This window comes from Anabaena sp. WA102, from assembly GCF_001277295.1.
GTDB lineage: Bacteria > Cyanobacteriota > Cyanobacteriia > Cyanobacteriales > Nostocaceae > Dolichospermum > Dolichospermum heterosporum.
The window spans coordinates 463,047-487,231 of the sequence record NZ_CP011456.1; the positions used below are offsets into that span (position 1 = coordinate 463,047).

Sequence of the window (24,185 nt, forward strand, 5' to 3'; positions counted from 1 at the left end):
TTGCTGATTAAGGGTATGAATTTTAGTCTCACGCAAAGGCGCAAAGACGCACTGAGGTTTGAGTTTTAAAGGTTCAATTTGGGAATTTCATACCTCAATTCAGCAACGCCATTTTTTCAATTGCATCTATAAAATATTTTAGATATTTCTATTTTAAAGAAAGTTATTTTTAGATGCAATTAATTAATCAGATTTGTAAATTGTCGTCAATTATCTAGTCTGTTTATGTAAGTTGTAAATTGACTATTTTTGGAGATTGGATAGTATTTGTGTGAATTGTGGGAGAATATGTTAGAATTATAGCAAAATATGACAACTATTCAAAGTTAATTTGACATAATTTTGTCTTTTGTCAAGTTGAAGCCTAAAATCTACATTTTTTTGGAGTTTTCGAGTTTATGACAACCTCACAGGAGAGGATTATCCCGACGGATTTGCGAGGTGAAATGTCGCGGTCTTATCTAGAATACGCCATGAGCGTCATTGTAGGTCGGGCGCTACCAGATGCTAGGGATGGACTCAAACCTGTGCATCGTCGCATCCTCTATGCCATGCACGAACTGGGTTTACTACATGATCGCCCCTTCAGGAAATGCGCCCGTGTGGTCGGGGAAGTGCTGGGTAAATATCACCCTCACGGTGACACGGCAGTGTATGATGCCCTGGTGCGGATGGCGCAGGATTTTTCCATGCGATCGCCTCTCATCAGTGGACATGGTAACTTTGGTTCAGTGGACAATGATCCGCCGGCAGCAATGCGGTACACAGAATGTCGTCTGCACGCCTTAACCAGTGTTGCCCTCCTCCAAGATATTGAAGCCGAAACCGTAGACTTTGCCGATAACTTCGATGGTTCTCAACAAGAACCCACAGTTTTACCCTCCCGCATTCCCCAACTGCTGTTAAATGGTTCTTCGGGAATTGCTGTGGGAATGGCGACAAATATTCCCCCACATAACTTGGGAGAATTGATTGATGGATTAGTAGCCCTAATTCACAATCCCGAAATCACTGATATGCAGCTAATGCAGTATATTCACGGTCCCGACTTCCCGACCGGGGCGCAGATTTTGGGGGTGAGTGGCATTAAAGAAGCTTACACCACTGGACGCGGTTCAATTACCATGCGGGGTGTGGCTAATATTGAAACCCTTACCCAACGCAACCGTCCAGAACGGGAAGCAATCATCATTACCGAATTGCCTTACCAAACCAATAAAGCGGCATTAATCGAAAAAATTGCCGAATTGGTGAATGATAAACGCATTGATGGTATTTCCGATATCCGGGACGAGAGCGATCGCGACGGCATGAGAATTGTCATAGAATTAAAACGTGATGCCTATCCCCGCGTCGTTTTAAACAATCTTTATAAACAAACCCCTTTACAGTCTAACTTTGGGGCGAATATGTTGGCACTGGTCAACAGTGAACCCCAAACCCTAAACCTCAAACGTTTCCTCAGCGTCTTCCTAGATTTCCGTATTCTCTCCATTGAACGCCGGACTCGCTACGAACTCAGGAAAGCCCAGGAACGAGATCACCTATTACAAGGCTTATTAATTGCCCTGTCACGATTAGATGCAATTATTGTTTTAATTCGTCATGCACCGGACGCACCCACAGCCAAAGGGGAATTAATCACCACTTACGGACTGTCAGAAGTGCAAGCAGACGCAATTTTGCAAATGCAATTACGGCGACTAACAGCGCTAGAAGCCGATAAAATTCGCCTGGAACACGACGATTTACAAGTTAAAATTGGCGATTTAGAGGATATTTTAGCCAGACGGGAACGGGTGCTAGAAATCATTGAAACGGAAATCAGTCAAATTAAAACCAGTTTCGCCACACCCCGGAGAACAGTAATTACTCATGGGGAAGGAGATATAGATGATATTGACTTAATTGCTAATGAAAAAGCAATTATTCTTGTCACCGAACAAGGTTACATCAAACGGATGCCCGTTAACACCTTTGAATCTCAAAGCCGTGCCACCAGAGGCAAAGCCGGTGCGAAAGTCAAAGATGATGATACCATCGAGCATTTCCTCACCTGCTGCGACCATGATAGTATTTTATTCTTTAGCGATCGCGGAGTCGTCTACTGCCTGAGAGCATATCAAATTCCCGTGAGTTCGCGCACCAGTCGCGGCACACCCATTGTGCAAATGTTGCCCATTCCCAAAGAAGAAAAAATTACCTCCATTGTCCCCGTAGACGAATTTAGCAGCGAAGAATATCTCGTCATGCTCACCAAAGGCGGTAACATCAAAAAAACCGTCCTAGAAGCATTTAGCCATATTCGCGCCAACGGATTAATTGCCATATCCTTAGAAGAAGGCGACCAACTGCGCTGGGTCAGAAGAGCCAGAGTAGAAGACAGCATAATTATCGGCTCACGTCAAGGTATGGCTATTCACTTCCGCTGCACCCATGATCAACTGCGTCCCCTGGGGAGAGCCACTCGTGGTGTAAAATCCATGAAACTCAAAAACAAAGACGAACTCATCGGCATGGATATCCTGCCAGCAGCTATTCTCGACACCTTGGACACAGGTACAGAAGCAGAAATCGAAGAAACTGTAGAAATCGAAAATAGCGAAGAAACCGCAGAAATTGTAGAAACCGCAGAAATTGCCGAAATCGAAAATAGTGAAGAAATCGTAGAAGTCACCAACACCAACAGTATTGGACCCTGGGTATTAGTCATTACCATGGGCGGTTATGGTAAGCGCGTTCCCGTTTCCCAATTCCGACTGCAAAACCGTGCTGGACAAGGTTTAATGGCTACCAAATTCAAAAACCGCAAAACCAAAGACAAACTCGCCACCTTAAGAATTGTTAACAGCGACGACGAAATCATGATGGCCACCAATCGTGGTATTATTATTCGTCAAGCCGTCAATGCCATTTCTATTCAATCAAGATCAGCTACTGGAGTTAAAGTGCAGCGTCTGGACGAAGATGATGCCATTACTGGAGTTGCTATTGTTCCCCCTGACACGGGTGATAATGGAGAACTAGAAGAAGCCGAATAGACAATTAACAAGATCCCCGACTTCTCTAAGAAGTCGGGGATCTGAATTCCTTTAGGTGCTTTAGGACACAAGGAGATGAGCAAACTCGGACAGCAAAAGATATCCAAATCCATCATATATTATACCTTATCTCTCCTCGGTGGCATACTCATGGGAGTAACCGTAGCCCCTATTGGTGCATGGTTCTTGGCCTGGATTGCCCTTGTTCCCTTGTGGATATTAGTTATTAACTATACATCCAAAACAGATCCCCCTGCCCCCCGCCCCCTGCCCCTTGCCCTGCTTTGGGGTATCGGTTATCACGGAGTTGCTCTGTCATGGATTACAGGGATTCATCCTATGGATTGGTTAGGTGTTCCTTGGTTGCCTAGTTTAACTATTACCCTCCTTTGTTGGGCATTTATTAGCCTGTGGGGAGGAATATTAGTTACTGTTTGGGCGGCTTTAATGGTGCGTCTAGATAGGGGAAATCCTTGGTTGCGTGTTCTCTTTGGTACAGCCTTATGGTGTGGGTTAGAAAGTCTCTGGAGCGCTAGTCCTCTGTGGTGGAGTTCTTTGGCTTACACTCAATCACCGCAAAATCTGGTAATTTTACATTTAGGACAGCTTTCTGGTCCGAATTCTGTCACGGCGGTAATTGTGGCGTTTAATGGGTTAATTGCGGAATATCTCACGCAAAGGCGCAAAGGCGCAAAGGAAGAGGGGAGTTTAGGGAAAGGTTTTGTTAATGGTTATTTAATTTTGGCTGTTTCCTTATTAATTATTTCTCATTTTATCGGCTTTATTCTCTACACTGCACCCCTAAATCTAACCTCAAGTACGGCTTTAAAAATTGGTGTTATTCAAGGTAATATTCCTAATAAAATTAAGGTTCTTCCTCAAGGTTTACGTCGGGCGATTACTGGTTATACTGAAGGATATTTAAATTTAACTAATCAAGGTGTGCAAGCTGTTCTTACCCCGGAGGCTTCTATACCTATTTTTTCTCGTGATTTACTTCAAACTCCTTTGTTAGCTGCTATTCGAGAAAAGGGTGTAATAGCTTGGATAGGTGCATTTGGTGAAAGAGGAAATAGTTATACAAATAGTTTATTTACAGTTCTTGGTAATGGGGAAGTTACCAGCCGTTATGATAAATCTAAACTTGTACCATTAGGAGAATATATTCCTTTTGAAAATATTTTAGGTGGACTGATTCAACGGTTATCACCCCTAGAAGCACATCAAGTTGCGGGTAAAGCCCAGCAAATTTTTGATACTCCTTTTGGTAAGGTAATTGTTGGTATTTGTTACGAATCTGCTTTTGCGGAAAATTTTCGTTATCAAGCTTCTATGGGTGGGAAATTTATTCTCAGTTCGTCGAATGATGCCCATTATACGGCAGCAATGGCAGATCAACATCATGCCCAGGATATCATGCGGGCAATTGAAACTGATAGATGGGCGGTGAGGGCAACAAATACAGGCTATTCGGCATTTATTAATCCCCATGGGCAAACTCTCTGGAAATCGGCTTATAATACCTATCAAACCCACGCAGAAACTATTTATCCCCGTCAAACTCGGACTTTATATGTGCGTTGGGGTGATTGGTTAACTCCTTTATTGTTGGTTCTGAGTGCTTTGAGTCGGATATTCCAAAGCCTTGTACTTTTTTGTGATAAAAATCCGCGAAACCCTTATTACAGCAAATTGTCATCAAACCCGGAACAAGAACCCCGCCCCCAACCCCCTCCCCGCAAGCGATGAGGGGGCTAAGATGTACCTCATAAGATTGGAAATCGCTGTAATAAGGGACTTCCAAGAAATAAATTATCCTGATTAACGAACCACGGAGGCGCAGAGGACACAGAGGAATAAGGGTTTGAGGGATTTTTGCGTTAGGTGGTTTATCGGTTGTCAAGAGATTGCTTCCTTTCACTCGCAATGACAACTCATGCAGCACAGGTTTATTAGAGACTTCCAATCAAAAAAATATCCCAAAATTTCTTGTGGTGCGGGCATACTATGGCTAACGCCACGCTACGCTATCGACAAGCTCAGTACAAGTCTTGCCCGCTAATCATCAAGGACGGGCAAGGATGCCCATCCCACAAAATTGGATCATTTTTTTTGTGGAGTTCTCTAAATGGTTTAGCTTTACTCAGCCTGCCCTATTTATGAGAAAATCCTAGACAAAACAATCTGAGTTATGTCCGCAATTTCCCAGATTTACCACCTCTTCAAGCAACGGGAGACATTCACCTGTAGCAATCATCATCAATAAATCCCCTTTTTCTCAGACATAAATATAGAAATTATGTCCTAACTTTTAGATCAAACCACTTGATTTTCTGAAATTAATTCGTAAAAATACAAATAAGTCTAACATCTTGTAGGCTCTCTTGGTGACAACTTAACCTTATCCAATATCTAGAGTCCGCTTGCGCGGACTTTTTTATTTATCTGGATATTTTTTACATTTTTATCTCAGTTTTTAACTTTTCAATTTGTTGATTAAAGTATGATTCTTGATGTTTAAGTTGTTGTGCTATTGCTAATCCCTTCTGAAATGCTGTTAATGCTTGGTTATATTCTCGCCGTTCTATATATAAGTTGCCAATTTGGTCATAGGCTGACATTAAACCATAAAAATTGTGAGCTAATGTTTGTGTTTCCAAAAGAATTGCGCCAGTTTGCAAGGCTGCATCTACTTGTTTTTGTGACCGATAAAAAGCAACTAATTTCTCTAGTGCTTCTCCAGCCCTAGCGTATTGCTCTAATTGCCATGCTGTAGTATAAGCTGCTTGATAATTATCGAAAGCCTGTTGTTTTAATGTGGGATTTTTTTGGGCTAGATATTCATAATTTGCTGCTATGGCTAATTTTAAAGCGGGAATTTCACCGAGATTTTGATCACGAGTATAAAGAAGGACTAATTTATTTAATATATCTATTGCTGATTGGGGTTGTTTTCCTCGCCCATAGATATAAGCTAACTGTTGTAAATATTCCAATTCATTAGTTTTATCACCCTGATTAACTGCCAAATTTAATAGTTTTTGGTAAGTATTGGCAGCTTGGTCATAATCAAACCAACTTAAATATAATTCTCCAATATTCTTTAAAGTCTCTATTTCTCCCACTGAATCTTTTTGTTGTTTAACTAAGATTAAAACCTGTTCATAAGCCAATATTCCCAATTTAGGAAGACGGATTTTTTGATAAGCTTTACCCAGGAGTTGCCATAATTGTAAATCCGCGCTTTTTTGTTGTCCTATCTCCTTTTGAATTACTTGTAATCGCTGACTAATATATCGCACCTCGTCCCGTTCATTTTGATTCCAGGCGATTTCTCCCACCCCTGATAACGCTTCTATCTCAGCCAATGTACCTAAATAACGTCTTAATCGTAGTTCACGATTCCAAACCTCAAAGGCTTTCTTTCTGTCTCCTCCTTGTAGTGTCACCTGTGCCTCTTGATTTAACCCATCTAAATCTGTCCTTAATTTTTGCAATTCTGTTAATGTTAATTGGCGTTTATCTGGTAAATTTGGTAACAGTGGATCAGGTAAAATCATTTCTAGGGGATTGGGAGGAAACTTATCCATATTTTCAACTTTTTTTCCTGGGCAAGGGTGCTAAAAATACACAAATGCCACACAATAATAGTGGTAATGATGAAAATAAAACGCTGTAGCATGGTGAGTTTACCTTTATTACACTAATTAAACGCAGCATTGCAGGTTATGAGATGACTTAATTTAGGTTATAAGCAAATATCAAGCTTTTCAAGTATTCTGATTTACTAACTTTTTATTTATTTCTTCTTCTTCTTCCTGTTATTCAGCCTTATTCCTCCTGACTACTGACTCCTTTCTTAATTAATATGAGTAAAATAATTCCGGCAATTAGTGTGAAAAACTTTAGTTTTTACTACAGCAAGCAAAAAATCCTGGAAAGTCTGTCAATGGATATTCCCCAAAATAAAATTATTGCTATTATGGGACCTAGTGGCTGTGGGAAATCTACTTTTTTAAAGTCTCTCAACCGCATGAGCGATTTGGAGGGAGAAGTCCACACAGAAGGGAAAGTAGAGTTTTTTGGGCAAAATATTTATGAGAGACGGATTAATCTCAATCGTCTCCGTCGTCAAATTAGTACAATTTATTCCAAACCTAATCTTTTTCCCATGAGTATCTATGATAACGTTGCTTACGGGATTAAATTAGTTGGTTGGCGACCAAAACCAGAATTAGATGAAGTTGTGGAGTTAGCTCTTAAATCTGCGGATATTTGGGAAGAGGTCAAAAACAAGCTCTATAAGCCGGCTTTAGAACTATCTTGTGGTCAACAACAACGACTGTGTATTGCCCGCGCTTTGGCTGTAAAACCCCAAGTTATTCTCATGGATGAGCTTTGCAGTGGACTTGATCCCATCACTACCACAAAAATTGAAGAACTCATTGAGTGTTTGCGTTCTGAATTGACAATTATCTTTATCTCTCAAAACATCCAACAAGTCTCTCGTCTGGCTGATTTCACGGCTTTATTTCAATACAATCAGAATCATGTGGGACGATTAAGAGAGTTTGCATCAACAAAAAAAGTCTTAGCTCAAGCTACAGATTATCGTACCCGCGATTATGCGACCAGTTATTCCCGGTAACTATACCAGGAGTCAGGAAGAAGAAAATTATTTACCAATTACCAATTCCCTGTTCCCTGTTCCCCGTTCCCTGTTCCCTATTTTAAAAATGAACGCAGCAGGAAAAAACTAGCAATGGATTTAGCATCTACAGGTTCTCCTACCAAAATGGCTTTTTCCAATTCTTCAGGAGTTAGTAATACTGTCTCAATATCTTCGTCTTCGTCTTGTGCTGGTGGTGTTTCTAGCTTTTCTAAATCTCTGGCAATAAAAGCATAGATAATTTCATCAGAATAGCCAGGAGCAAGGAAAAATTCTCCTAATTTATCCCACTGACGAGCATGATAGCCAGTTTCTTCTGCAATTTCCCGTTTGACTGTTTCTAAAGGATCTTCATTGGGTTCTACAGTTCCCGCCGGAAATTCCAATAATCTTCCCTGCACTGCAAACCGATATTGACGCACAAGTACCAGTTTACCGTCTGCGGTTATGGGTATAACCAGAGCGCCACCGGGATGACGAATACATTCCCATTCCCCTTCGGCTTTGTTGGGTAAACGCAAGCGGTTAACTTCAAAGTTAAACTTGCGTCCTTTATAAAACAAGCGTTGCTTGAGCAACTGTGGTAATTCTCTACCTAATGGCATAGTAAATTCTACCGTCTGTGAATACAGAGAACTTATACGGGGGTTTTCTGTTGTTATCAGTTCTTTTTGGGTTATAAAAATGGTAATTTTTTTACCCACTACAATAAATGTACATCATTTGTGTTGATCTCTAGTAGTAAATCTTGAATTACTCGTTGAGATATAGGGTCTATCCAATCTGGAGCAATTTCTGCCAGAGGGACTAAAACAAAGGCTCGTTCAGCCATGCGAGGATGGGGAATTTGTAGATTTGGTTGCTGTAAAATTAAGTCATCATATAATAATAAGTCTAAATCTAAGGTACGTGGACCCCAGTGTTCCTGACGCACACGCCCAAACTTTTGTTCAATGGTGAGTAATTGTGCTAATAAGGCTTGTGGTGAAATCTGCACTGATAATATCGCGCAACCATTTAAGTAGTCTGGTTGAGTTGGGCCTATGGCTTTGGTACGATACCAATGAGATTGGGCTTGTATGCTTATGCCTGATGTTTGGGCTAAGGTTTCTAAAGCTCCTGTGAAAATGGCTAGGGAGTTACCTATGTTACTACCAAGGGCGATCGCCGTTCTAGCCGCAGTTTGTACCATTCTTTAAGACTCCTACACACCTGGGTTTTTTGAATGTGGGATGTGATGTCCACAATAAGTGCAGAAATCACACACCTACAGTTCAAATATCATCAGGATTGATACCTAATGATCTTAAGTAAGTTGCTAATTTCTCCTTTTGTTGTCGTTCTTGTTCAGCCATTTCCTCTGCTTGTTGTTGGGCTAAAGTTGCTTGTTGGGCAATTTCCTCTGCTTGTTGTTGGGCTAAAGTTGCTTGTTGGGCAATTTCCTCTGCTTGTTGTTGGGCTAAAGTTGCTTGTTGTCTTGCGTCTTCTGCTTGTAAACGAGCTTGTCTTTCAACAATAGCCCTTTCATCACCAGTTAATAGCAAATTTCCCACATCATCCCACCAACGAACCCACGGTAAACCATCATTTTCTATTAAACCTAATTCCACACCCATAGGATAAATTGGAAAATGATTACGCTCGTTTGGTTGCATCTTTTCATAACGCCCATCAACTAAGCGATAAACTTCCAGTAATGCTTTTCTCGCTTCAAAAATTGCATAAAAAGGAATATGAATTGCTTGTTCATAAACCCAGAATTTACCAGCTTTTTCTGTTTCACTCGGAGGAGTTGCGTCTCTTTCTTCTGAACCATTTCCCGAAACAAACTCAATGGCAATTAATGGTGCGACAAACTCTTTCCATAATACATAGGAACGACGATATTCTCCATTGAGAAATGGTGGTACATTAGGCACATAAAACCAATCAGGAGCTTCTGCACCTTTTTCAGGTGGTTCAGTTAAACGCCAATAAATACCGCTATCTTGACCAATACAGTAGTTTCCATCTGGATGTAGTTTCTGTAATACTGGCTCAATGGAACTGGTTAAGACTATACTTTGTGGATGCTCCTGGAAATTTTTCACGAAAGTTCCGTCTGAATCTGGTAGTTGCGTATGATCTGGTAATGTGAATTTATTGGTGTGAATGTCTTGACTTGGGGGAGTAGTGGGATTAATCACTGCTTGAGTGGTTTCCATAGTAACTCCAGGATGTAAGTAGGTTGGCGTTAAAAATTGTCGTTATGGCAAGAGGCAATAGACACTCATGCAAGAGTGAAGAAGTTTTGAGCGATTTTACCTTTCTTCACATACCCTTAATTTTTTCTGTTGACCTAATCATATTGGTTTAATTTTAACAGTAGACACTAAAAAGTTGAAGTGTTTGAATCAGATAATTAAATTTAGCTTGATCATAGACAATCACAAGGGATTCCTAGGTCGCGCTTCGCTATCGCATTTTTTTGGGTCAAATTTGAGTGCTTGTTGCCAAGATGCGATCGCTTCTCTCCATTCTCCCTGCAATGCCGATAATTTCCCCGCTAAGGCATGAAAGTCTGCATGACTATAATACAAAGCTAAAGCTTGATTGTTGTGCATTGCTGCTTCTGGATAACGCTTTTTTGAAAACAGATCCAGGGCTTGTCTGTGATACCAGATAGCTTGGTCATGGAGAGTAATCAAGTCGGATAAATCGGCTTTACAGCGTCTACAAGTTGGAGAGTGGGGAGGCAATGGAGAAGTCTGGCTGTCAGTTTCTCCCCCTTGCGTCCCTACTGCCCTTGTCGGACGATAAATTGCTCCACAAACAGGACATTTCATAATTACTACTCTCTATTTCCTATTCATCATTCGTACTAGCGTAGTACAGAAAATCTGAGAGTTCTTCTTGTAACTGGGATAATTCTGCACTCTTGTTAGCACTGGCATTTTCAATCTGGGCTAATAAGTCTTGTAATTCCTCTGCTTGTTCAGAATCTAGTGTGGGCAGTGTTTGTTGAGCGCGGTCTAAAAGTGCTGCTAATTCTGGAGCTATTTCTACTACTGAGATTGTCTCTTCTGTGGAGATTTCGATAGTTTCATCAACTTCAAACAAGGCATCTAAATCTGCCCTTGCTTGCTTCAATTCATGGCTAGAAAGCTTCTCAATCCCTGCATTATTGACTACTAGCGTTCCCTGTTGTCCTTTGCCTTTTTCAGTAGTGGTAACAGTGAGAATGCCATTCACGTCAAAGTCAAAGTGAACCTCAACTTGAATACCCCCTGCTGGTTTGGGTGGTAAGTTCTCGACTCTAAAATCACCTAAAGGCACATTTTCTTCAGCGATGGTATTTTCTCCCTGAAAAACTTCAATTTCTACGGCTTCTTGTTCATCAGACACGGTGTAATAAACCTGAGAGCGAGAAACGGGAACAACGCTGTTACGGGGAATAATCACACTGAAGAAACCGGGCATAATCCCCATTGGTGTAGACACCGCCGCAGCAATACCCAAGGAATGGGGAATTACATCTACAAGAATGGCATCTACAGATTCACCTACCAACACCCCAGCTTGTAAGGCTGCTCCCAAGGCCACACAAAGGTCGGGTTGAATACCATCACTGGGATTCTGTCCCAGATGTTCTGATATCATTTGTTGGGCTAGGGGAATGCGTGTTGAACCACCAACTAAGATAATTCGGTCAATATCACCGGGTAATAGGTCTGCATCGGTGAGAGCGCGGTCAATAGCCTCTAAGGTTTCTGTTAATAGGGGGCGAATCAACTTTTCCAAATCTGCTCGCGCTACTTCTGTTTCTAGATGGAGTGCAGTCTTGCCCTTACTACCTAAAAAGGCTTCTCGAACTGTGGCGAAAGCATGGGAACTCAAATCAATTTTTAACTGCTCGGCTGCTCGTAAAAGACGCGCTTGGGTGACAGCATCATCTGGAACATCCACACCATGCTGTTTACGAAATAGATCCACTAGATAAAGTTGCAACAGCCTGTCAAAATCGTCTCCACCCAAGCGATTGTTACCATGAGTTGCTAATACTTCTGTGACTTCGCCTGTAATTTCCACTACCGACACATCAAAAGTACCACCTCCCAAATCATAAACCAAAACCCGTTCTGTCTCTTCGGAACGCAAATCATAAGCTAAAGCGGCTGCTGTTGGTTCGTTGATAATTTGCAGTACCTCGAAACCAGCAATCTCTCCAGCGGTTTTGGTTGCTTGTCGTTGAGCATCCGTAAAGTAAGCGGGAACTGTAATTACTGCTTGGGTAATTGTTTCTCCTAAAGCATTTTCAGCCCGTTGTTTGAGGGCGCGGAGAATAATAGCGGAAACTTCATGAGGTAAGTATTCTTTATCTCCTAAAGTGGTTTTGTGGTCAGTTCCCATCCACCGTTTAATTGACTTCACGGTGCGTTCGGGAGCCGCAGCATATTGACGCAGTGCTTCTCGTCCCACTAGCACTTTACCCGTATCGCTAAATCCTACACAGGAAGGTAAAATCAGATCGCCATCTTCCCCTGGCAATACCCGCACCTGTCCGTTTTCGACAATTGCTACTTCGGAATTTGTTGTTCCTAAATCAATACCGACTGCTTTCATAGTTCTAAATTTAGAAGTTTTTGCCTCTGGTGCGATGCCTACGGCGAGCGAAGCTATTGCACAAGCTCACACCGTAGTAATTACAAAATATCGTATTTTGGCAGCATGACAGCTTCACCATTAGAGATAAGATTACAAGATATTGACCAAATAATTCATAAAATAAGGGAACAGGGAACAGGGAGCAAATAAGAAACTTTAGTTCTGAGTTTAAAGCTCAGTCAAAAAAAGGATGTTTTTTTCGTGCTACGCATCTCAAAAAACAGTGTCATTATTTCAATCTCATGTTTTTAAACATGAGTTTTTCCTGCGATGCACTGAGCTTGTCGAAGTGTTCCCTGTTGCCCGTTCCCTGTTCCCTCTGAAAATTCTTGTCTGTCAGGGCAATGCGTCGGGTTGCGCTGTCGCTTAACCCGACCTACAAAAAATGGACAAGGTATTGATTTTGAGACACCATTAGCCAAAACCTGGCATTTTTTTGTGGTAAAAATCCGCGAAACCCTTTGTTAATAGATGGTTTTAGGTTTATATGGCTAACGCCACGCTACGCTATCAGCAAGCCCTAATTATTAACTGACAATAAACCGGGGGGAGGAGTAATTTCAACTCGACGGGTTGCTAGATCAACAATAGGGACAATTGCCATCACAAAAGGAATTAAAACTGTTTTTTGTTCTTTATCAGTTTTAAATTCTTCATGGTTAGTGACAAAATCAGGATCAAATTTAACTTCTAATAAATCATGACCTGAAGGTAAGATGTCCACCACCGTTCCTACAAATTCCCCAGAGGATTGCATAAAGACTTGCAACCCTAGCAAATCTAACACATGAAATTCACCTTCTGCCAATTCCGGGCGATCGCTCACAGGCACGAAAAACCGACAATCACGCATATTTTCAGCTTGATGGCGATCGCTCACTCCCTTTAATTTAATCACATAAAGATTCTTATTCTCAATATATCGCCCATTTAATAACTCCACAGTTTCAAGTTCCGTTTCCCCAGGACGTAACAACCAGCGTTTTCCCGGTTCTTCAAAGCGTTCAGGAAAATCCGTATTAGGATAAACCCGCAACTCCCCAGTTAAACCTTGAGGTGAGACAATTTTGCCAATTTCCAACCAATCATCGAGATTGGGAATTGGGGACTGGGGACTGGGGACTGGGGACTGGGGACTGGGGACAGGTGATTTTTGACTTTTTCCCCCTGCTCCCTGCTCCCTGCTCCCTTGCTTCTTCTTCGTGTTCTTTGCGTCTTCGTGGTTCATTTTCTTACACACTCACAGCCGCAACTTGATAAACCCGTTCAGCAACTTTTGCTAAACGCTGCATACCAATAGTAATTTCCTCATCACTACCAGTTAAACTGATTCGCAGACATTGGTGTTTGTGTTCCCAGTCCTCCTTTAAACCAGGGAAGAAACTACTACCAGGAACAACAATCACACCCACTTTCTTTAATTCCTGGTAAAATTCCCAATCAGTCATGGGTAAATCTTGCAACCACAACCAGCCAAAAATCGCCCCTTCACCACGATGTAAGAACCAGGGTATATTCTTAGGCATTGCTGCTTCTAGGGTACTTTCTAAGACATCAAACTTTTGCTGATAGAAAGGACGAATCACATTTTCCGCGATATTTGCTAATGTACCTGATTCTATCGCTCTTGCTGCGATCGCTTGACCATATCGAGAAGAATGAATTCCCACATTAGTTTGGAAACATTCCAAAACTTGAATTAGGTTTTCATCTCCAATGGCTACCCCAATCCGTTCTCCAGGCAAACCTGCTTTTGATAAACTCATACAGTGGAGAATATTTTCCCCAAATACCGGAGTCATTTCTGTAAAATTCAAAGCTGGGAAAGGAGGTGCATAAGCCGAGTCTATTAACACAGGTACATGATGCGGTGCTGCTAAATCCGTGATTTTATTCACTTCATCATTAGTTAAAACATTACCTGTTGGATTACAGGGACGGGAAAAGATCACACAACCAGTATTCTCTGTAATCGAGAGTTGGTTAAAATCAGGGCGATATTTAAATCTGTGTGCGGCTGCATCAATATCTAGAGTAGGCTTATAAGCAACCAAAGCCTCTGGAAATAAACAAACACCACCGTAACCAGTATAATCTGGACTTAAGGGCAGGACAATTTCCTTCAAACCGCCATTTTCAGTATAGCCACCAAAAGCGTTAGCGGCATAAAAATAGATAGTTTGACTACCCGCAGTAATTAAAATATTCCGCTCAGTTAAACTTAACCCATAACGCTGGTTAAAATCCTGAACAATCGCCTCAATTAGTGGTGAATAACCTTGACTAGAACCATAACGACAAACAACTTCACCATATTCAGAACTAGCTAATAAATCTGCCGTACAATCCCGCCATAACTGTTCTACCTCTGGTAAAATCAACGGATTGCCAGCGCTTAAATTATATAATTCCTGTCCCTTACTAGCTCTGAGGGTTTCGTTAATATCTTTCATAATCGCTCTTACGCCAGTTAAGTTGGACATTTGAGCGCCAATTTTCGTAAGGGCAGGTTTTATCATGTTTGTTATAGACTGAATTAATCGCAAAAGTGGATAAGTGATTGGGTGGTTGCAGCTAAGACAAAATTTATTATAGTTGCCAAAACAGCGAATACCTTTAACCAATCTAAACTAATGAATGCGATTTTAACAAAATCTGATAGTTAATAAAGCCCCACCGATGAAAGTGGGGGGTTTCTCATGTGATAGATACTAATGTACTATACAGAGAATAATTTGACAAGTAATTAAAAATTCTCCTCTGTAGCGACTCTGCGCCTCTGCGTGAGATAAAATTACCTAAATTCCCAAAGGAGAACCAAATGGAAGTCAAAGCAGCAGTAGCTTACACCCCAGGTAAACCCCTGACAATTGAAACCGTACAATTAGCACCACCACAAGCAGGGGAAGTATTAATTGAGATTAAAGCCAGTGGGGTTTGTCATACTGATGCTTTTACCCTTTCCGGTGATGATCCTGAAGGCTTATTTCCGGCAATCTTAGGACATGAAGGCGCTGGTATAGTTATTGAAGTGGGGGCTGATGTCAAAAGTCTTAAACCTGGAGATCATGTAATTCCTTTATACACGCCTGAATGTCGGCAATGTGATTATTGCTTAAGCTTCAAAACCAATCTCTGTCAAGCAATTCGCGGCACACAAGGACAGGGTTTAATGCCTGATGGTACTAGCCGTTTTAGTATTGGTGGCGACAGGATTCACCATTATATGGGTACATCCACCTTCGCTAATTATACGGTATTGCCAGAAATCGCCGTTGCCAAAATTCGGGAAGATGCGCCTTTCGATAAAGTTTGTTATATCGGTTGTGGTGTGACAACAGGAATTGGTGCAGTTATATATACAGCTAAAGTAGAACCAGGCGCAAACGTGGTAGTTTTCGGTTTGGGTGGAATTGGTTTAAATGTGATCCAAGGAGCGCGAATGGTGGGCGCAAATAAGATTATTGGTGTGGATATTAATCCCAAAAAACGCGAACTAGCTGAAAAATTTGGGATGACACATTTTGTCAATCCTCAAGAAGTTGCAGGTGATTTAGTTCCTTATTTGGTAGATTTAACAAAAGGTGGTGCTGATTATTCCTTTGAATGTATTGGTAACGTTAATACCATGCGTCAAGCATTAGAATGTTGTCATAAAGGTTGGGGTGTGAGTGTGATTATTGGTGTGGCTGGTGCGGGTAAAGAAATCAGCACTCGTCCCTTTCAATTAGTAACTGGAAGAGTTTGGAAAGGTTCGGCTTTTGGTGGTGCAAGAGGGCGGACAGATGTACCGAAAATAGTAGATTGGTATATGGATGGAAAGATTAATATTGATGATTTAATTACTCATGTGATGCCGATTGAAAGGATTAATGATGCTTTTGATTTGATGCATAGGGGGGAATCTATTCGGAGTGTGGTGACTTTTTAGGTTTTATGGCTCACGCAAAGGCGCAAAGGCGCAAAGGAAGAAAGAAGTTATAATTAATCCAAGGTTACTAGGTTTTAATTATGCAGACACAAAAGGCGAAAGAATCCGCTGTAAACCTGAATGATCATCTTTATGAAACTGATTTTTACGCCTGGACTCAACAACAGGCTAATTTATTACTTTATCAGCAATGGCATCAAGTTGATTTAGATAATTTAATTGACGAAGTTGAATCTTTGGGGAGAAAGGAACGCCAAGAATTGAGAAATCGTCTGAGTGTTTTAATTGGACATTTACTCAAGTGGGAATATCAATCATTAAAACGGAGTCGAGCGTTGCTGAATAAAGTATGAAATTGGAAAATTTAACCTTTGCAACCTTAATTCTTTGCGCCTTTGCGCCTTTGCGTGAGACATATTCATAAGAATACTCGGTAAGTGGGAAACTCACTGGCTTTAGCCCTGAGAGGGAAACGACACGAGCGGTTTTAACCACTGTGGATATTAAAATTGAAACCAGATTTTTGATTGGAATCTGGAAACCAACTCCCATTTCTGGGGTAATGTTAGCCTCGACCTGTTATAAGAGCTTGTTAGGCTTGCAACACTGTTCCAGTGACCTTAGAACTGTTTAATCACAAGCGACAGAGCAGGGAACTGGCTACGCATTCGGTGGGTGTCGTGACTCAAATAACGGCTACCCTTAGACTAAGCTTAGGGTGGTCTGGTCAGTACGGCTTGCTTGATTACTCTTGCAAGCCCAGTCCCTTTAGGGCTGGGTTACTGACTCTCCCAACTTTTCAAACAACTTCGCTAACATCACATTAGAAAATATAAAACCATCGGGATCGCTAAAATGCAACCTATCCCCAACAATCTTTACCCAACCCTGAGCAAAGTATGGTTGCAAACAGCTTTGAATTCTCTCAACTTGATGGTTGCCAAAGTTTGTTGCTAAGGAATTTAAACTGATTCCTTCGGCTAACCGTAACCCTAACATGAGAGTTTCTAACAAAACATCTGCCTTTGGTGTGACTTCACAATCAATCACAGCACCGTTTTTTAACCATTGGTAATATTCCTGGGTTTTGCGGGGACGGGTGAAGCGTTTACCATAAATATAGCTGGCTGCACCCATACCAAAGCCATAATAGGGGCGATTTTGCCAATAAACTCGATTATGCTGGCATTGATGTCCTGGTTGGGCATAATTGGAAATTTCGTAATGTTCGTACCCGGCATCAGTTAAGGTTTTTTGCCCCAATTGATACATTTTGACTGTGGTTTCATCTGTGGGTAAGGGATGATCTCCCGGTTTGTAATAACGATTGAAGGCTGTTCCTGGTTCAATGGTCAGGTCATAGATGGAAATGTGAGTTGGTGTGGCTGCTACTGCTTGGGTTAGGGAATCTTGCCATTGTTCTAAAGATTGATGCGGTAAGCCAGAAATCAAGTCTAAGCTAAATTCGGGAATCTCGACCTTGTGGATTAACTCTATAGCTGTAAAAATATCTACAAGGGAATGCGATCGCCCAGCAGTTTTTAACAATTCTTCTTGGAAAGCTTGGACACCCAAACTAACACGATTTACTCCTAAACTGCGATAACCAGCGATATGTGCGAAATCAAACGTCCCTGGGTCAATTTCCATGGAGATCTCTACCTTAGAGGCAATGCCAAATCGCTGTTCTAAGGTTGTCAATATAGATTGCAACTGTGCTGTAGATAATAACGAAGGAGTACCACCACCAAAAAAAATTGTTTCTAAAGGTTGACCATAAATTGGCGCAATTCTGATTTCCTGACATAAAACTTCAACATATTCGGCAATTGTCCCAGAATTTTCACCCCGTGAGCGATCGCCCACTACAAATACCGGAAAATCGCAATAAAAACATCGTCGCCGACAAAAGGGAATATGTACATAAGCAGAACTGGGAATCCCCCAACCAACGTCTTTTTGAATCATTCTGATCAATAGTGAAGTTAATTTGATTTGACTGTTAAAAATAATGAAAATGAGGAGTTGGTTTACAACTTTTTATCCTTTTTCCCTAAAAATAAAAATAATATGCGATAAAAACCCTTTAGTTATAATGTTGGCATATTCTGTCTGCCTAAACAGCTAAGATCATTCCATCACTAAAAAGGACTCAAACAAGCATACTTTACTCTATCGAATAAATATCGTTGTAGGAACACAACACAACCATGCTGGATGTCATTATTATTCTCTCATTTATCTTGGCAGCGGCGGGGATAGGTTATTTCAGCACCGACCTACTCCCACCAGGTACTCTCACTGGAGTTACCAATTTAGATGCCTTACGCTTAATTCTAGCCGTCTTTGCTGCCATTATTGGTGGTGCAGTCGGGGTGAGTTTCCAGACTACATACCGCCGTCTAGAGTCACAAGTCCGGGAAATGCCCCTAGAAGTCATCTTAACCCGTGCTATTGGCTTAGTAATTGGGCTACTACTTGCCAATCTGATGTTAGCCCCGCTATTTTTATTACCCATTCCCACAGATTTTGGTTTTATTAAACCTCTTGTCGCCGTTGTTGGTAGTATTATCCTCTCTGTTACAGGGATGAATTTGGCAGATACTCACGGACGAGGTTTGTTAAGATTAATTAACCCCAGTACTGTCGAAAGCATGGTTGTGGAAGGAACTCTCAAACCTGCCAACACCAAAGTTTTAGATACTAGCTGTATTATAGACGGACGGATTGAAACATTACTAGAAACGGGATTTCTAGAAGGGTTAATTCTTGTCCCCCAATTTGTTTTACAAGAATTACAACAAGTAGCTGATGCTAGTAAAGACCAAAAACGGGTGAGAGGAAGAAGAGGACTAGAAATTCTTAACCGCATTCGAGAAACTTACCCAGAACGGATTTTAATTAACCCTGTAGACTATGAAGACACTTCTACTGTTGATGCTAAATTAGTCCGTTTTGCTCAAGAAATCAATGGCACATTACTTACCAATGATTACAATTTATCTAAAGTCGCCAGTGTACAAAAAGTCCCAGTTTTGAATGTTCACGATTTAGTAAATGCCGTCCGTCCGACCTATTTACCGGGTGATAATCTTGATTTGAAAATTCTCAAAGAAGGAAAAGAACCAACTCAAGGAATTGGCTATTTAGATGATGGCACAATGGTAGTAGTTGAAGAAGGTAGAGGTTATGTCGGTGGTGAATTGCGAGTAGTAGTTACCAGTGCTTTACAAACTTCTGCTGGAAGGATGATTTTTGCCAAACCCCAAGCTTCCGCATTAGCCTAAGGAATATGGCACGGAAAATTAGAGTTAAATTATGTAAATCGGTGTGGGAAAACTGCACCGATTTTGTTGATTAAGCTGAATGCTTGTATTTGGCTGATCAATCTCAAACAGGGTATTGTTATCTAATTAATATTAGAATACGAATAGTAGTTGGTAAATAAATTTAGATATGAAGACCATCTTATCAAGTGAAAAAGCATTTATTATTCGGACTGAGCGAGGACTCACAATTGCGGGAACGCGCATCACCCTTTATGATGTAATAGATTTGATCAAGGCTCAGTATCCTCCGAAGTTAATTCGAGATAAATTCAATCTCACAGATGAACAAATTAGTGCAGCTTTATCTTACATTGACACAAATCATACTCAGGTAGAAGCTGAATATCAAGAAGTTCTACAAACTAGAGAAGAAATTTATCAATACTGGGAAGAACGTAACCGCGAACACTTTGCAAAAATGGCAGCAAAACCACAAAAGCCCGAAAAACAGGCTCTTTGGGCGAAACTTGAGGAGCAGAAAGCCCAACGTACCTCAATAAAGCCATGATATTTTTAGTGGATTACAATCTTGATGGATACGCTGTAGTTTTGCTGGGAATCTTGGCGAAAAACGGTTGGCTTGAGTTACTATCTATTCGTTTTGTCACATTTCGAGAAGCGGATTTATCAATGGATAGTAATGACCGCGCAGTTTGGTGTTATGCTCAAGCAAATCAAATGATGATCCTCACCGCTAATCGGAATATGAAAGGTGAGGATTCATTAGAACAAGTAATGCGTGAAGAAAATACACCAACTTCATTTCCTGTGATTACAATTGGGAATCTTGATCGCATTGACGAATATGATTATCGAGAACAATGTGTTGATCGTATAGTTGAGATTATCATAGATATTGATAATTATTTGGGAGTAGGTCGGCTTTTCATTCCATAAACATCATAAAACAGTCTCATTATTGCTTCAGTGTCAGATATCGGATATTCTCTGACTATCATTATGGTGTTTTTACAGGTTTGATATTTTTGGCTTTATAAAATGTTTCTAAACTATCAGTATCACCGACAAAACGCCAATGCCAAGGTTCATAACTCACGCCTTGAAGATTATTTTTAGGAAAGGAAATTTCAAAACTAAACTTAGCCGCATTGGCTTGTAACCACTGATAAGCTTTGGTATTATCAAAGTTGGCTTGGAGATTAGTTCCTGGGACTGTGCGATCGCCAACATCTACCGCATAACCTGTATGATGTTCACTATGATTTGGTGGTGCGCTGAGGGCAGCCCTTTCCGCCGGAGTTTGATTACGCTGTGCGCTTACACCAAAAAATAACTGCTTTTGCTCCTGTACAGACCGAAACCCAGAAATTGGTACTAAAATTACACCTGCACTTCTCGCCGCTTGTACCATTGCTTGAAATTGAACAGCGGCAGTTTTTCGCATTCTGATTCTGCCGTCACTCGTAATTGGTGCTAATTCTGATGCTGGTGCTTCTGAGTATGGAAAATGTCCCAATACTGTATCATTATCATTATTGCTAACTGGGGTATTGGTAGCTACAGGTGTAGAACTAATTGGTGTAGCTACAGAATTAGCAGTTGGCTTAGGTGCCGTCAACGAGAACAAAAAACCACTGGTGATAGCCAGTAGCAAAAATCCTGTTAATCCACCTATAATTAAAATCACAGGTTGGACTTTGATCTTACTTCCTGCATCATCTGTATCACGTAAAGCCACTGGTATATCATCACCAGAGAGAGGGTAGGAATTGTGCGGTTTTTTAGGAAACCCAGCTTTATTCAAGTTTTTGCTCCTGTTTGTGTTTAATAGTTAGTTAGAGAAGAAATGAGTTTTTTTAATTCTTAATTTTGAATTATGGTGTAATTTTGATAAATCTTTTAGAACTATATATCAAGTTAGTGGGATTAATCCTAGTGGGATTTATACTGGGACGTAAATTACCTAACAATACTTCTACTTACGTAGGTCAGTTTCTCTATTGGGTGGGAGTACCTATCAGTATTATTGGTTTTTTAATACAAACAGATTTATCAGGACAGATTTGGATTGCACCGATAATAGCTCACTTGGCAATCTTTTTGGGGGCATTGTTAGCTTGGTTAAGAATCAAAGCCCAAGCCTATTTTACTCATTCAGTTCCCCCCACTACAACTCAAGGTAGTTTGATTCTAGCAGCAATGGTAGGTAATACAGGTTATCTGGGTTTTCCCATTACTTTAGCAATGGTAGGTAAAGAATATTTTGCCTGGGCTTTATTTTACGATATGTTGGGTTCGCTGTTTGGAGCTTATGGTTTAGGTGTGTTTCTTGCTGCTAAGTTTGGTAATAATATCCAAAATCAGATGCAAATAGCGAAGGTAATTTTGATTAATCCGGCTTTATGGAGTTTTGGATTTGGCTTATTATTGCATCAAGTTACCCTTCCCTCCCCAGTGGTATTTTGTTTGGAGAAATTGGCTTGGGGTGCAGTTGCCTTATCTTTGATGTTAATTGGTATGAGACTTTCCCAACTAAAATCTTGGCGGAAATTACCAGAAGCAGGGAGTAGTGTCTTCATTAAAATGCTGTTAGTGCCGATGATTTTCGGCAGTATGCTGTCGCTGTTTGGGGTGACAGGTAATGCAGCACAGGTGATAGTTTTGCAAATGGGTATGCCTCCAGCTTTGGCTACATTGGTAATAGCAGAAACCTTTGATTTGGATAGAGATTTGGCTGTTACTGCGTTAGCTGTAGGGATGATAGTTTTGTTGTTTACTCTTCCTGTTTGGTTATGGTTGTTTTGAAAATAAGTATCTTACCTGTACCCAACTCTGGGATGATGTATTAAAAACAATTCTAATCGCTCAATGCCTAAGCCGAATACCACAGCCCAAAAGACTCAAATCATTGAAATTTTGACACGGGATTATTTTCCGATGATCCCTCAACTTCAGATAAATTACAAACCAGAACAACATTATAAAAATCGTTTAAGTCGTTCTTTGGCTGCATTTGCGATCGCTAATCTTGCTGATCTTACTCCCCCTCAAGCTGCTCATTCGATTATCAATGGAGGAGATGATAATGGTATTGACGCAATTTATTTTGATCGGGTTAATAATCGGCTTTGGTTAGTACAGGCTAAAGCGGGAAATGCGCCCGACATGGGTGATAATAAAAAATTTTGTGATGGAATTAGGGATCTTGTCCATAAACGGTTTCAAAAATTTAATTATAGTTTTTCCCGGTTGCAGCAAGATATTGAAGATGCTTTAGACAAAAATGGCGTAATTATAGTTGGCTGTAATATATATTTAGAAAGCAGCTTGGGTTCTCATGTAGTTAATGATCTGAATCAATTAAAAAATGAACTAAATAAGTTTGATTCGCGTTTTCAATGGCAAGATTTAAATATTAAAAATATTCATGGATGGTTGACAGCGAAACAAGAAAATGCACCTATTGAGGTTAAATTAACCTTAGAAAAATGGCATTGTTTAGAACAGCCCAGAAAAGCTTTTTATGGATTAGTGAATGCTGCTGAACTAGCTAATTTATATAACCAGCATAATAAATTATTATTTGAGAATAATATCCGTTATTATCTGGGTACAGAAGATGTTAACTTAGCAATTGCTGAAACTGTAGAAGAACAACCATCAGAACTTTTTTATCTCAATAATGGATTAACCATTACTTGTGCAAAGGTTAGTTTACCATCTGGACACAATCAGGACTCAACTCAATTTACTTTAGAGGGGTTTTCGATAGTCAATGGAGCGCAAACAGTGGGATCTATTGCATCTGTATTTAATGCTAATGGTTCTATTTCTACCAATGCAAAATTATTAGTTACCATCATTGAATTAGGGACACAATCAGATACTATAGGTATAGAAATTACCAAAGCGAGAAATACACAAAATACAGTCCGTGATATTTATTTTGCAGCATTAGATCCCAATCAGGAACGGTTGCGGCAAGAATGTATGGTATCAAATATTGTCTATCAATATCGTCCATCAGCAGATAATCAGGGTGCTATCACCATTGAACAAGCTGCAATAGCCCTGGCTTGTTTTAGCAGTAATCCTGAAATAATTGTGGCCGCAAAGAAAGATATTAGTCAGCTTTATAAGCGTTATTATTCAAAACTTTTTAGTAATGAGCTTTCAGGAATTACACTTTGTCGCTATGTGCGTATATTTGAATATCTTGATCAGATTTTTGAAGATTCTCGAAAAGCAGAAACAGAAACTCGGCGTAAAAATTTCTATCAACATGGTAGATTGTTTATATTAGATATTTTATCAAGACGCTATAAATCTCTAATCAATAAACCAGAAGTTAATTTATCTCAAGATGACTTGACTGAGTTTTCCAGAATTGGTATAGAAATTGCTGAGTTAATTTATACTCTTGCTGAATCCCAGTTTGCTAGTGATGAAAAAGGCTATCTTGCTATTTTTAGAAGTTTAACTGATGTTAAGTATTTAACCAGTGCGGTGATGCAAGAATTGGCTAACAGGGATGCTTAGAAGATGTTGGGAAATTAGTAGATATGAAAAACCTAACCCCCCTACCCCCCTTCCCTACAAGGGAAGGGGGA

Annotated in this window: 19 protein-coding genes and 1 pseudogene; 10 read left to right on the forward strand and 10 right to left on the reverse strand. The window is 40.4% G+C overall.

Annotated elements, in window-relative coordinates:
- Positions 1-398: 398 nt before the first annotated feature.
- A complete protein-coding gene (gene gyrA / locus AA650_RS01850; protein WP_053537732.1) occupies positions 399-3,041 on the forward strand; it encodes a DNA topoisomerase (ATP-hydrolyzing) subunit A in 2,643 nt (880 codons plus the stop codon).
- Positions 3,042-3,116: 75 nt separating this feature from the next.
- Positions 3,117-4,790, forward strand: a complete 1,674-nt coding sequence (lnt, locus tag AA650_RS01855; protein ID WP_053537733.1) for an apolipoprotein N-acyltransferase — start codon at positions 3,117-3,119, stop codon at positions 4,788-4,790.
- A 707-nt stretch (positions 4,791-5,497) separates the two neighbouring features.
- Here the strand turns inward: lnt and AA650_RS01860 are convergent.
- Positions 5,498-6,631, reverse strand: a complete 1,134-nt coding sequence (locus tag AA650_RS01860) for a tetratricopeptide repeat protein (RefSeq protein WP_335337414.1) — start codon at positions 6,629-6,631, stop codon at positions 5,498-5,500.
- A 278-nt stretch (positions 6,632-6,909) separates the two neighbouring features.
- On the opposite strand from AA650_RS01860, the gene AA650_RS01865 reads away from it, so the two are divergent.
- Positions 6,910-7,689, forward strand: a complete 780-nt coding sequence (locus tag AA650_RS01865; RefSeq protein WP_053537734.1) for a phosphate ABC transporter ATP-binding protein — start codon at positions 6,910-6,912, stop codon at positions 7,687-7,689.
- Positions 7,690-7,766: 77 nt separating this feature from the next.
- Here AA650_RS01865 and AA650_RS01870 read toward each other — a convergent pair whose 3' ends face one another.
- From AA650_RS01870 to AA650_RS01900, 7 genes are all read right to left on the reverse strand, one after another.
- Positions 7,767-8,315, reverse strand: a complete 549-nt coding sequence (locus tag AA650_RS01870) for an NUDIX hydrolase (protein ID WP_027403682.1) — start codon at positions 8,313-8,315, stop codon at positions 7,767-7,769.
- A gap of 98 nt (positions 8,316-8,413) precedes the next feature.
- The gene (gene folK, locus AA650_RS01875; RefSeq protein WP_053537735.1) at positions 8,414-8,902 is read right to left on the reverse strand and encodes a 2-amino-4-hydroxy-6-hydroxymethyldihydropteridine diphosphokinase; all 489 of its coding nucleotides are present in this window, start codon (positions 8,900-8,902) and stop codon (positions 8,414-8,416) included.
- An 82-nt stretch (positions 8,903-8,984) separates the two neighbouring features.
- On the reverse strand, positions 8,985-9,914 hold the full coding sequence (locus AA650_RS01880; RefSeq protein WP_053537736.1) for a Uma2 family endonuclease: 930 nt from the start codon (positions 9,912-9,914) through the stop codon (positions 8,985-8,987).
- 222 nt (positions 9,915-10,136) lie between these two features.
- On the reverse strand, positions 10,137-10,535 hold the full coding sequence (locus AA650_RS01885; protein ID WP_053537737.1) for a tetratricopeptide repeat protein: 399 nt from the start codon (positions 10,533-10,535) through the stop codon (positions 10,137-10,139).
- A 19-nt stretch (positions 10,536-10,554) separates the two neighbouring features.
- On the reverse strand, positions 10,555-12,312 hold the full coding sequence (locus AA650_RS01890) for an Hsp70 family protein (protein ID WP_027403686.1): 1,758 nt from the start codon (positions 12,310-12,312) through the stop codon (positions 10,555-10,557).
- 562 nt (positions 12,313-12,874) lie between these two features.
- The gene (gene rimM, locus AA650_RS01895) at positions 12,875-13,582 is read right to left on the reverse strand and encodes a ribosome maturation factor RimM (protein ID WP_053537738.1); all 708 of its coding nucleotides are present in this window, start codon (positions 13,580-13,582) and stop codon (positions 12,875-12,877) included.
- Between the two features lie 4 nt (positions 13,583-13,586).
- Positions 13,587-14,870: a valine--pyruvate transaminase gene (locus AA650_RS01900; protein WP_053541159.1), complete on the reverse strand. Its 1,284-nt coding sequence runs from the start codon at positions 14,868-14,870 to the stop codon at positions 13,587-13,589.
- 305 nt (positions 14,871-15,175) lie between these two features.
- Between AA650_RS01900 and AA650_RS01905 the strand changes: the two genes are divergently transcribed.
- Positions 15,176-16,285, forward strand: a complete 1,110-nt coding sequence (locus tag AA650_RS01905; protein ID WP_053537739.1) for an S-(hydroxymethyl)glutathione dehydrogenase/class III alcohol dehydrogenase — start codon at positions 15,176-15,178, stop codon at positions 16,283-16,285.
- A gap of 80 nt (positions 16,286-16,365) precedes the next feature.
- A pseudogene (locus AA650_RS01910) lies at positions 16,366-16,626 on the forward strand (DUF29 domain-containing protein); the annotation flags it as partial.
- Between the two features lie 427 nt (positions 16,627-17,053).
- On the opposite strand, the gene hemW reads toward AA650_RS01910, so the two are convergent.
- Positions 17,054-18,253 carry a radical SAM family heme chaperone HemW gene (hemW, locus tag AA650_RS01915; protein ID WP_053537740.1) on the reverse strand — a complete coding sequence of 400 codons (1,200 nt, stop codon included), beginning with the start codon at positions 18,251-18,253 and terminating at the stop codon, positions 17,054-17,056.
- Positions 18,254-18,495: 242 nt separating this feature from the next.
- Here hemW and AA650_RS01920 point away from each other — a divergent pair, with 242 nt between their 5' ends.
- From AA650_RS01920 to AA650_RS01930, 3 genes are all read left to right on the forward strand, one after another.
- Positions 18,496-19,572, forward strand: a complete 1,077-nt coding sequence (locus tag AA650_RS01920) for a PIN/TRAM domain-containing protein (RefSeq protein ID WP_053537741.1) — start codon at positions 18,496-18,498, stop codon at positions 19,570-19,572.
- Between the two features lie 169 nt (positions 19,573-19,741).
- Complete coding sequence (locus AA650_RS01925; RefSeq protein WP_039201952.1) at positions 19,742-20,122, forward strand: DUF433 domain-containing protein; 381 nt, start codon at positions 19,742-19,744, stop codon at positions 20,120-20,122.
- A complete protein-coding gene (locus AA650_RS01930; protein WP_039201951.1) occupies positions 20,119-20,511 on the forward strand; it encodes a DUF5615 family PIN-like protein in 393 nt (130 codons plus the stop codon). Before AA650_RS01925 ends, AA650_RS01930 begins: the two co-directional genes overlap by 4 nt.
- Before the next feature lie 61 nt (positions 20,512-20,572).
- Here the strand turns inward: AA650_RS01930 and AA650_RS01935 are convergent, their stop codons facing one another.
- Positions 20,573-21,379, reverse strand: coding sequence for a M15 family metallopeptidase (locus tag AA650_RS01935; protein ID WP_053537742.1), 807 nt, complete (start codon positions 21,377-21,379; stop codon positions 20,573-20,575).
- Positions 21,380-21,462: 83 nt separating this feature from the next.
- Here AA650_RS01935 and AA650_RS01940 point away from each other — a divergent pair, with 83 nt between their 5' ends.
- Together AA650_RS01940 and AA650_RS01945 are read left to right on the forward strand one after the other, a co-directional pair.
- Complete coding sequence (locus tag AA650_RS01940) at positions 21,463-22,380, forward strand: AEC family transporter (RefSeq protein ID WP_053541160.1); 918 nt, start codon at positions 21,463-21,465, stop codon at positions 22,378-22,380.
- A gap of 63 nt (positions 22,381-22,443) precedes the next feature.
- The gene (locus AA650_RS01945; RefSeq protein ID WP_053537743.1) at positions 22,444-24,114 is read left to right on the forward strand and encodes an AIPR family protein; all 1,671 of its coding nucleotides are present in this window, start codon (positions 22,444-22,446) and stop codon (positions 24,112-24,114) included.
- Positions 24,115-24,185 lie beyond the last annotated feature (71 nt).

What these genes read in the sequence shown, in the direction of transcription:
- lnt (WP_053537733.1), top strand. Translation starts at nt 3,117, where the DNA reads ATGAGCAAACTCGGACAGCAAAAGATATCCAAATCCATCATATATTAT.
- folK (WP_053537735.1), bottom strand. Translation starts at nt 8,902, where the DNA reads ATGGTACAAACTGCGGCTAGAACGGCGATCGCCCTTGGTAGTAACATA.
- AA650_RS01880 (WP_053537736.1), bottom strand. Translation starts at nt 9,914, where the DNA reads ATGGAAACCACTCAAGCAGTGATTAATCCCACTACTCCCCCAAGTCAA.
- AA650_RS01860 (WP_335337414.1), bottom strand. Translation starts at nt 6,631, where the DNA reads ATGGATAAGTTTCCTCCCAATCCCCTAGAAATGATTTTACCTGATCCA.
- AA650_RS01885 (WP_053537737.1), bottom strand. Translation starts at nt 10,535, where the DNA reads ATGAAATGTCCTGTTTGTGGAGCAATTTATCGTCCGACAAGGGCAGTA.
- AA650_RS01870 (WP_027403682.1), bottom strand. Translation starts at nt 8,315, where the DNA reads ATGCCATTAGGTAGAGAATTACCACAGTTGCTCAAGCAACGCTTGTTT.
- AA650_RS01930 (WP_039201951.1), top strand. Translation starts at nt 20,119, where the DNA reads ATGATATTTTTAGTGGATTACAATCTTGATGGATACGCTGTAGTTTTG.
- rimM (WP_053537738.1), bottom strand. Translation starts at nt 13,582, where the DNA reads ATGAACCACGAAGACGCAAAGAACACGAAGAAGAAGCAAGGGAGCAGG.
- AA650_RS01890 (WP_027403686.1), bottom strand. Translation starts at nt 12,312, where the DNA reads ATGAAAGCAGTCGGTATTGATTTAGGAACAACAAATTCCGAAGTAGCA.
- AA650_RS01865 (WP_053537734.1), top strand. Translation starts at nt 6,910, where the DNA reads ATGAGTAAAATAATTCCGGCAATTAGTGTGAAAAACTTTAGTTTTTAC.
- gyrA (WP_053537732.1), top strand. Translation starts at nt 399, where the DNA reads ATGACAACCTCACAGGAGAGGATTATCCCGACGGATTTGCGAGGTGAA.
- AA650_RS01945 (WP_053537743.1), top strand. Translation starts at nt 22,444, where the DNA reads ATGCCTAAGCCGAATACCACAGCCCAAAAGACTCAAATCATTGAAATT.
- AA650_RS01925 (WP_039201952.1), top strand. Translation starts at nt 19,742, where the DNA reads ATGAAGACCATCTTATCAAGTGAAAAAGCATTTATTATTCGGACTGAG.
- hemW (WP_053537740.1), bottom strand. Translation starts at nt 18,253, where the DNA reads ATGATTCAAAAAGACGTTGGTTGGGGGATTCCCAGTTCTGCTTATGTA.
- AA650_RS01920 (WP_053537741.1), top strand. Translation starts at nt 18,496, where the DNA reads ATGCTGGATGTCATTATTATTCTCTCATTTATCTTGGCAGCGGCGGGG.
- AA650_RS01905 (WP_053537739.1), top strand. Translation starts at nt 15,176, where the DNA reads ATGGAAGTCAAAGCAGCAGTAGCTTACACCCCAGGTAAACCCCTGACA.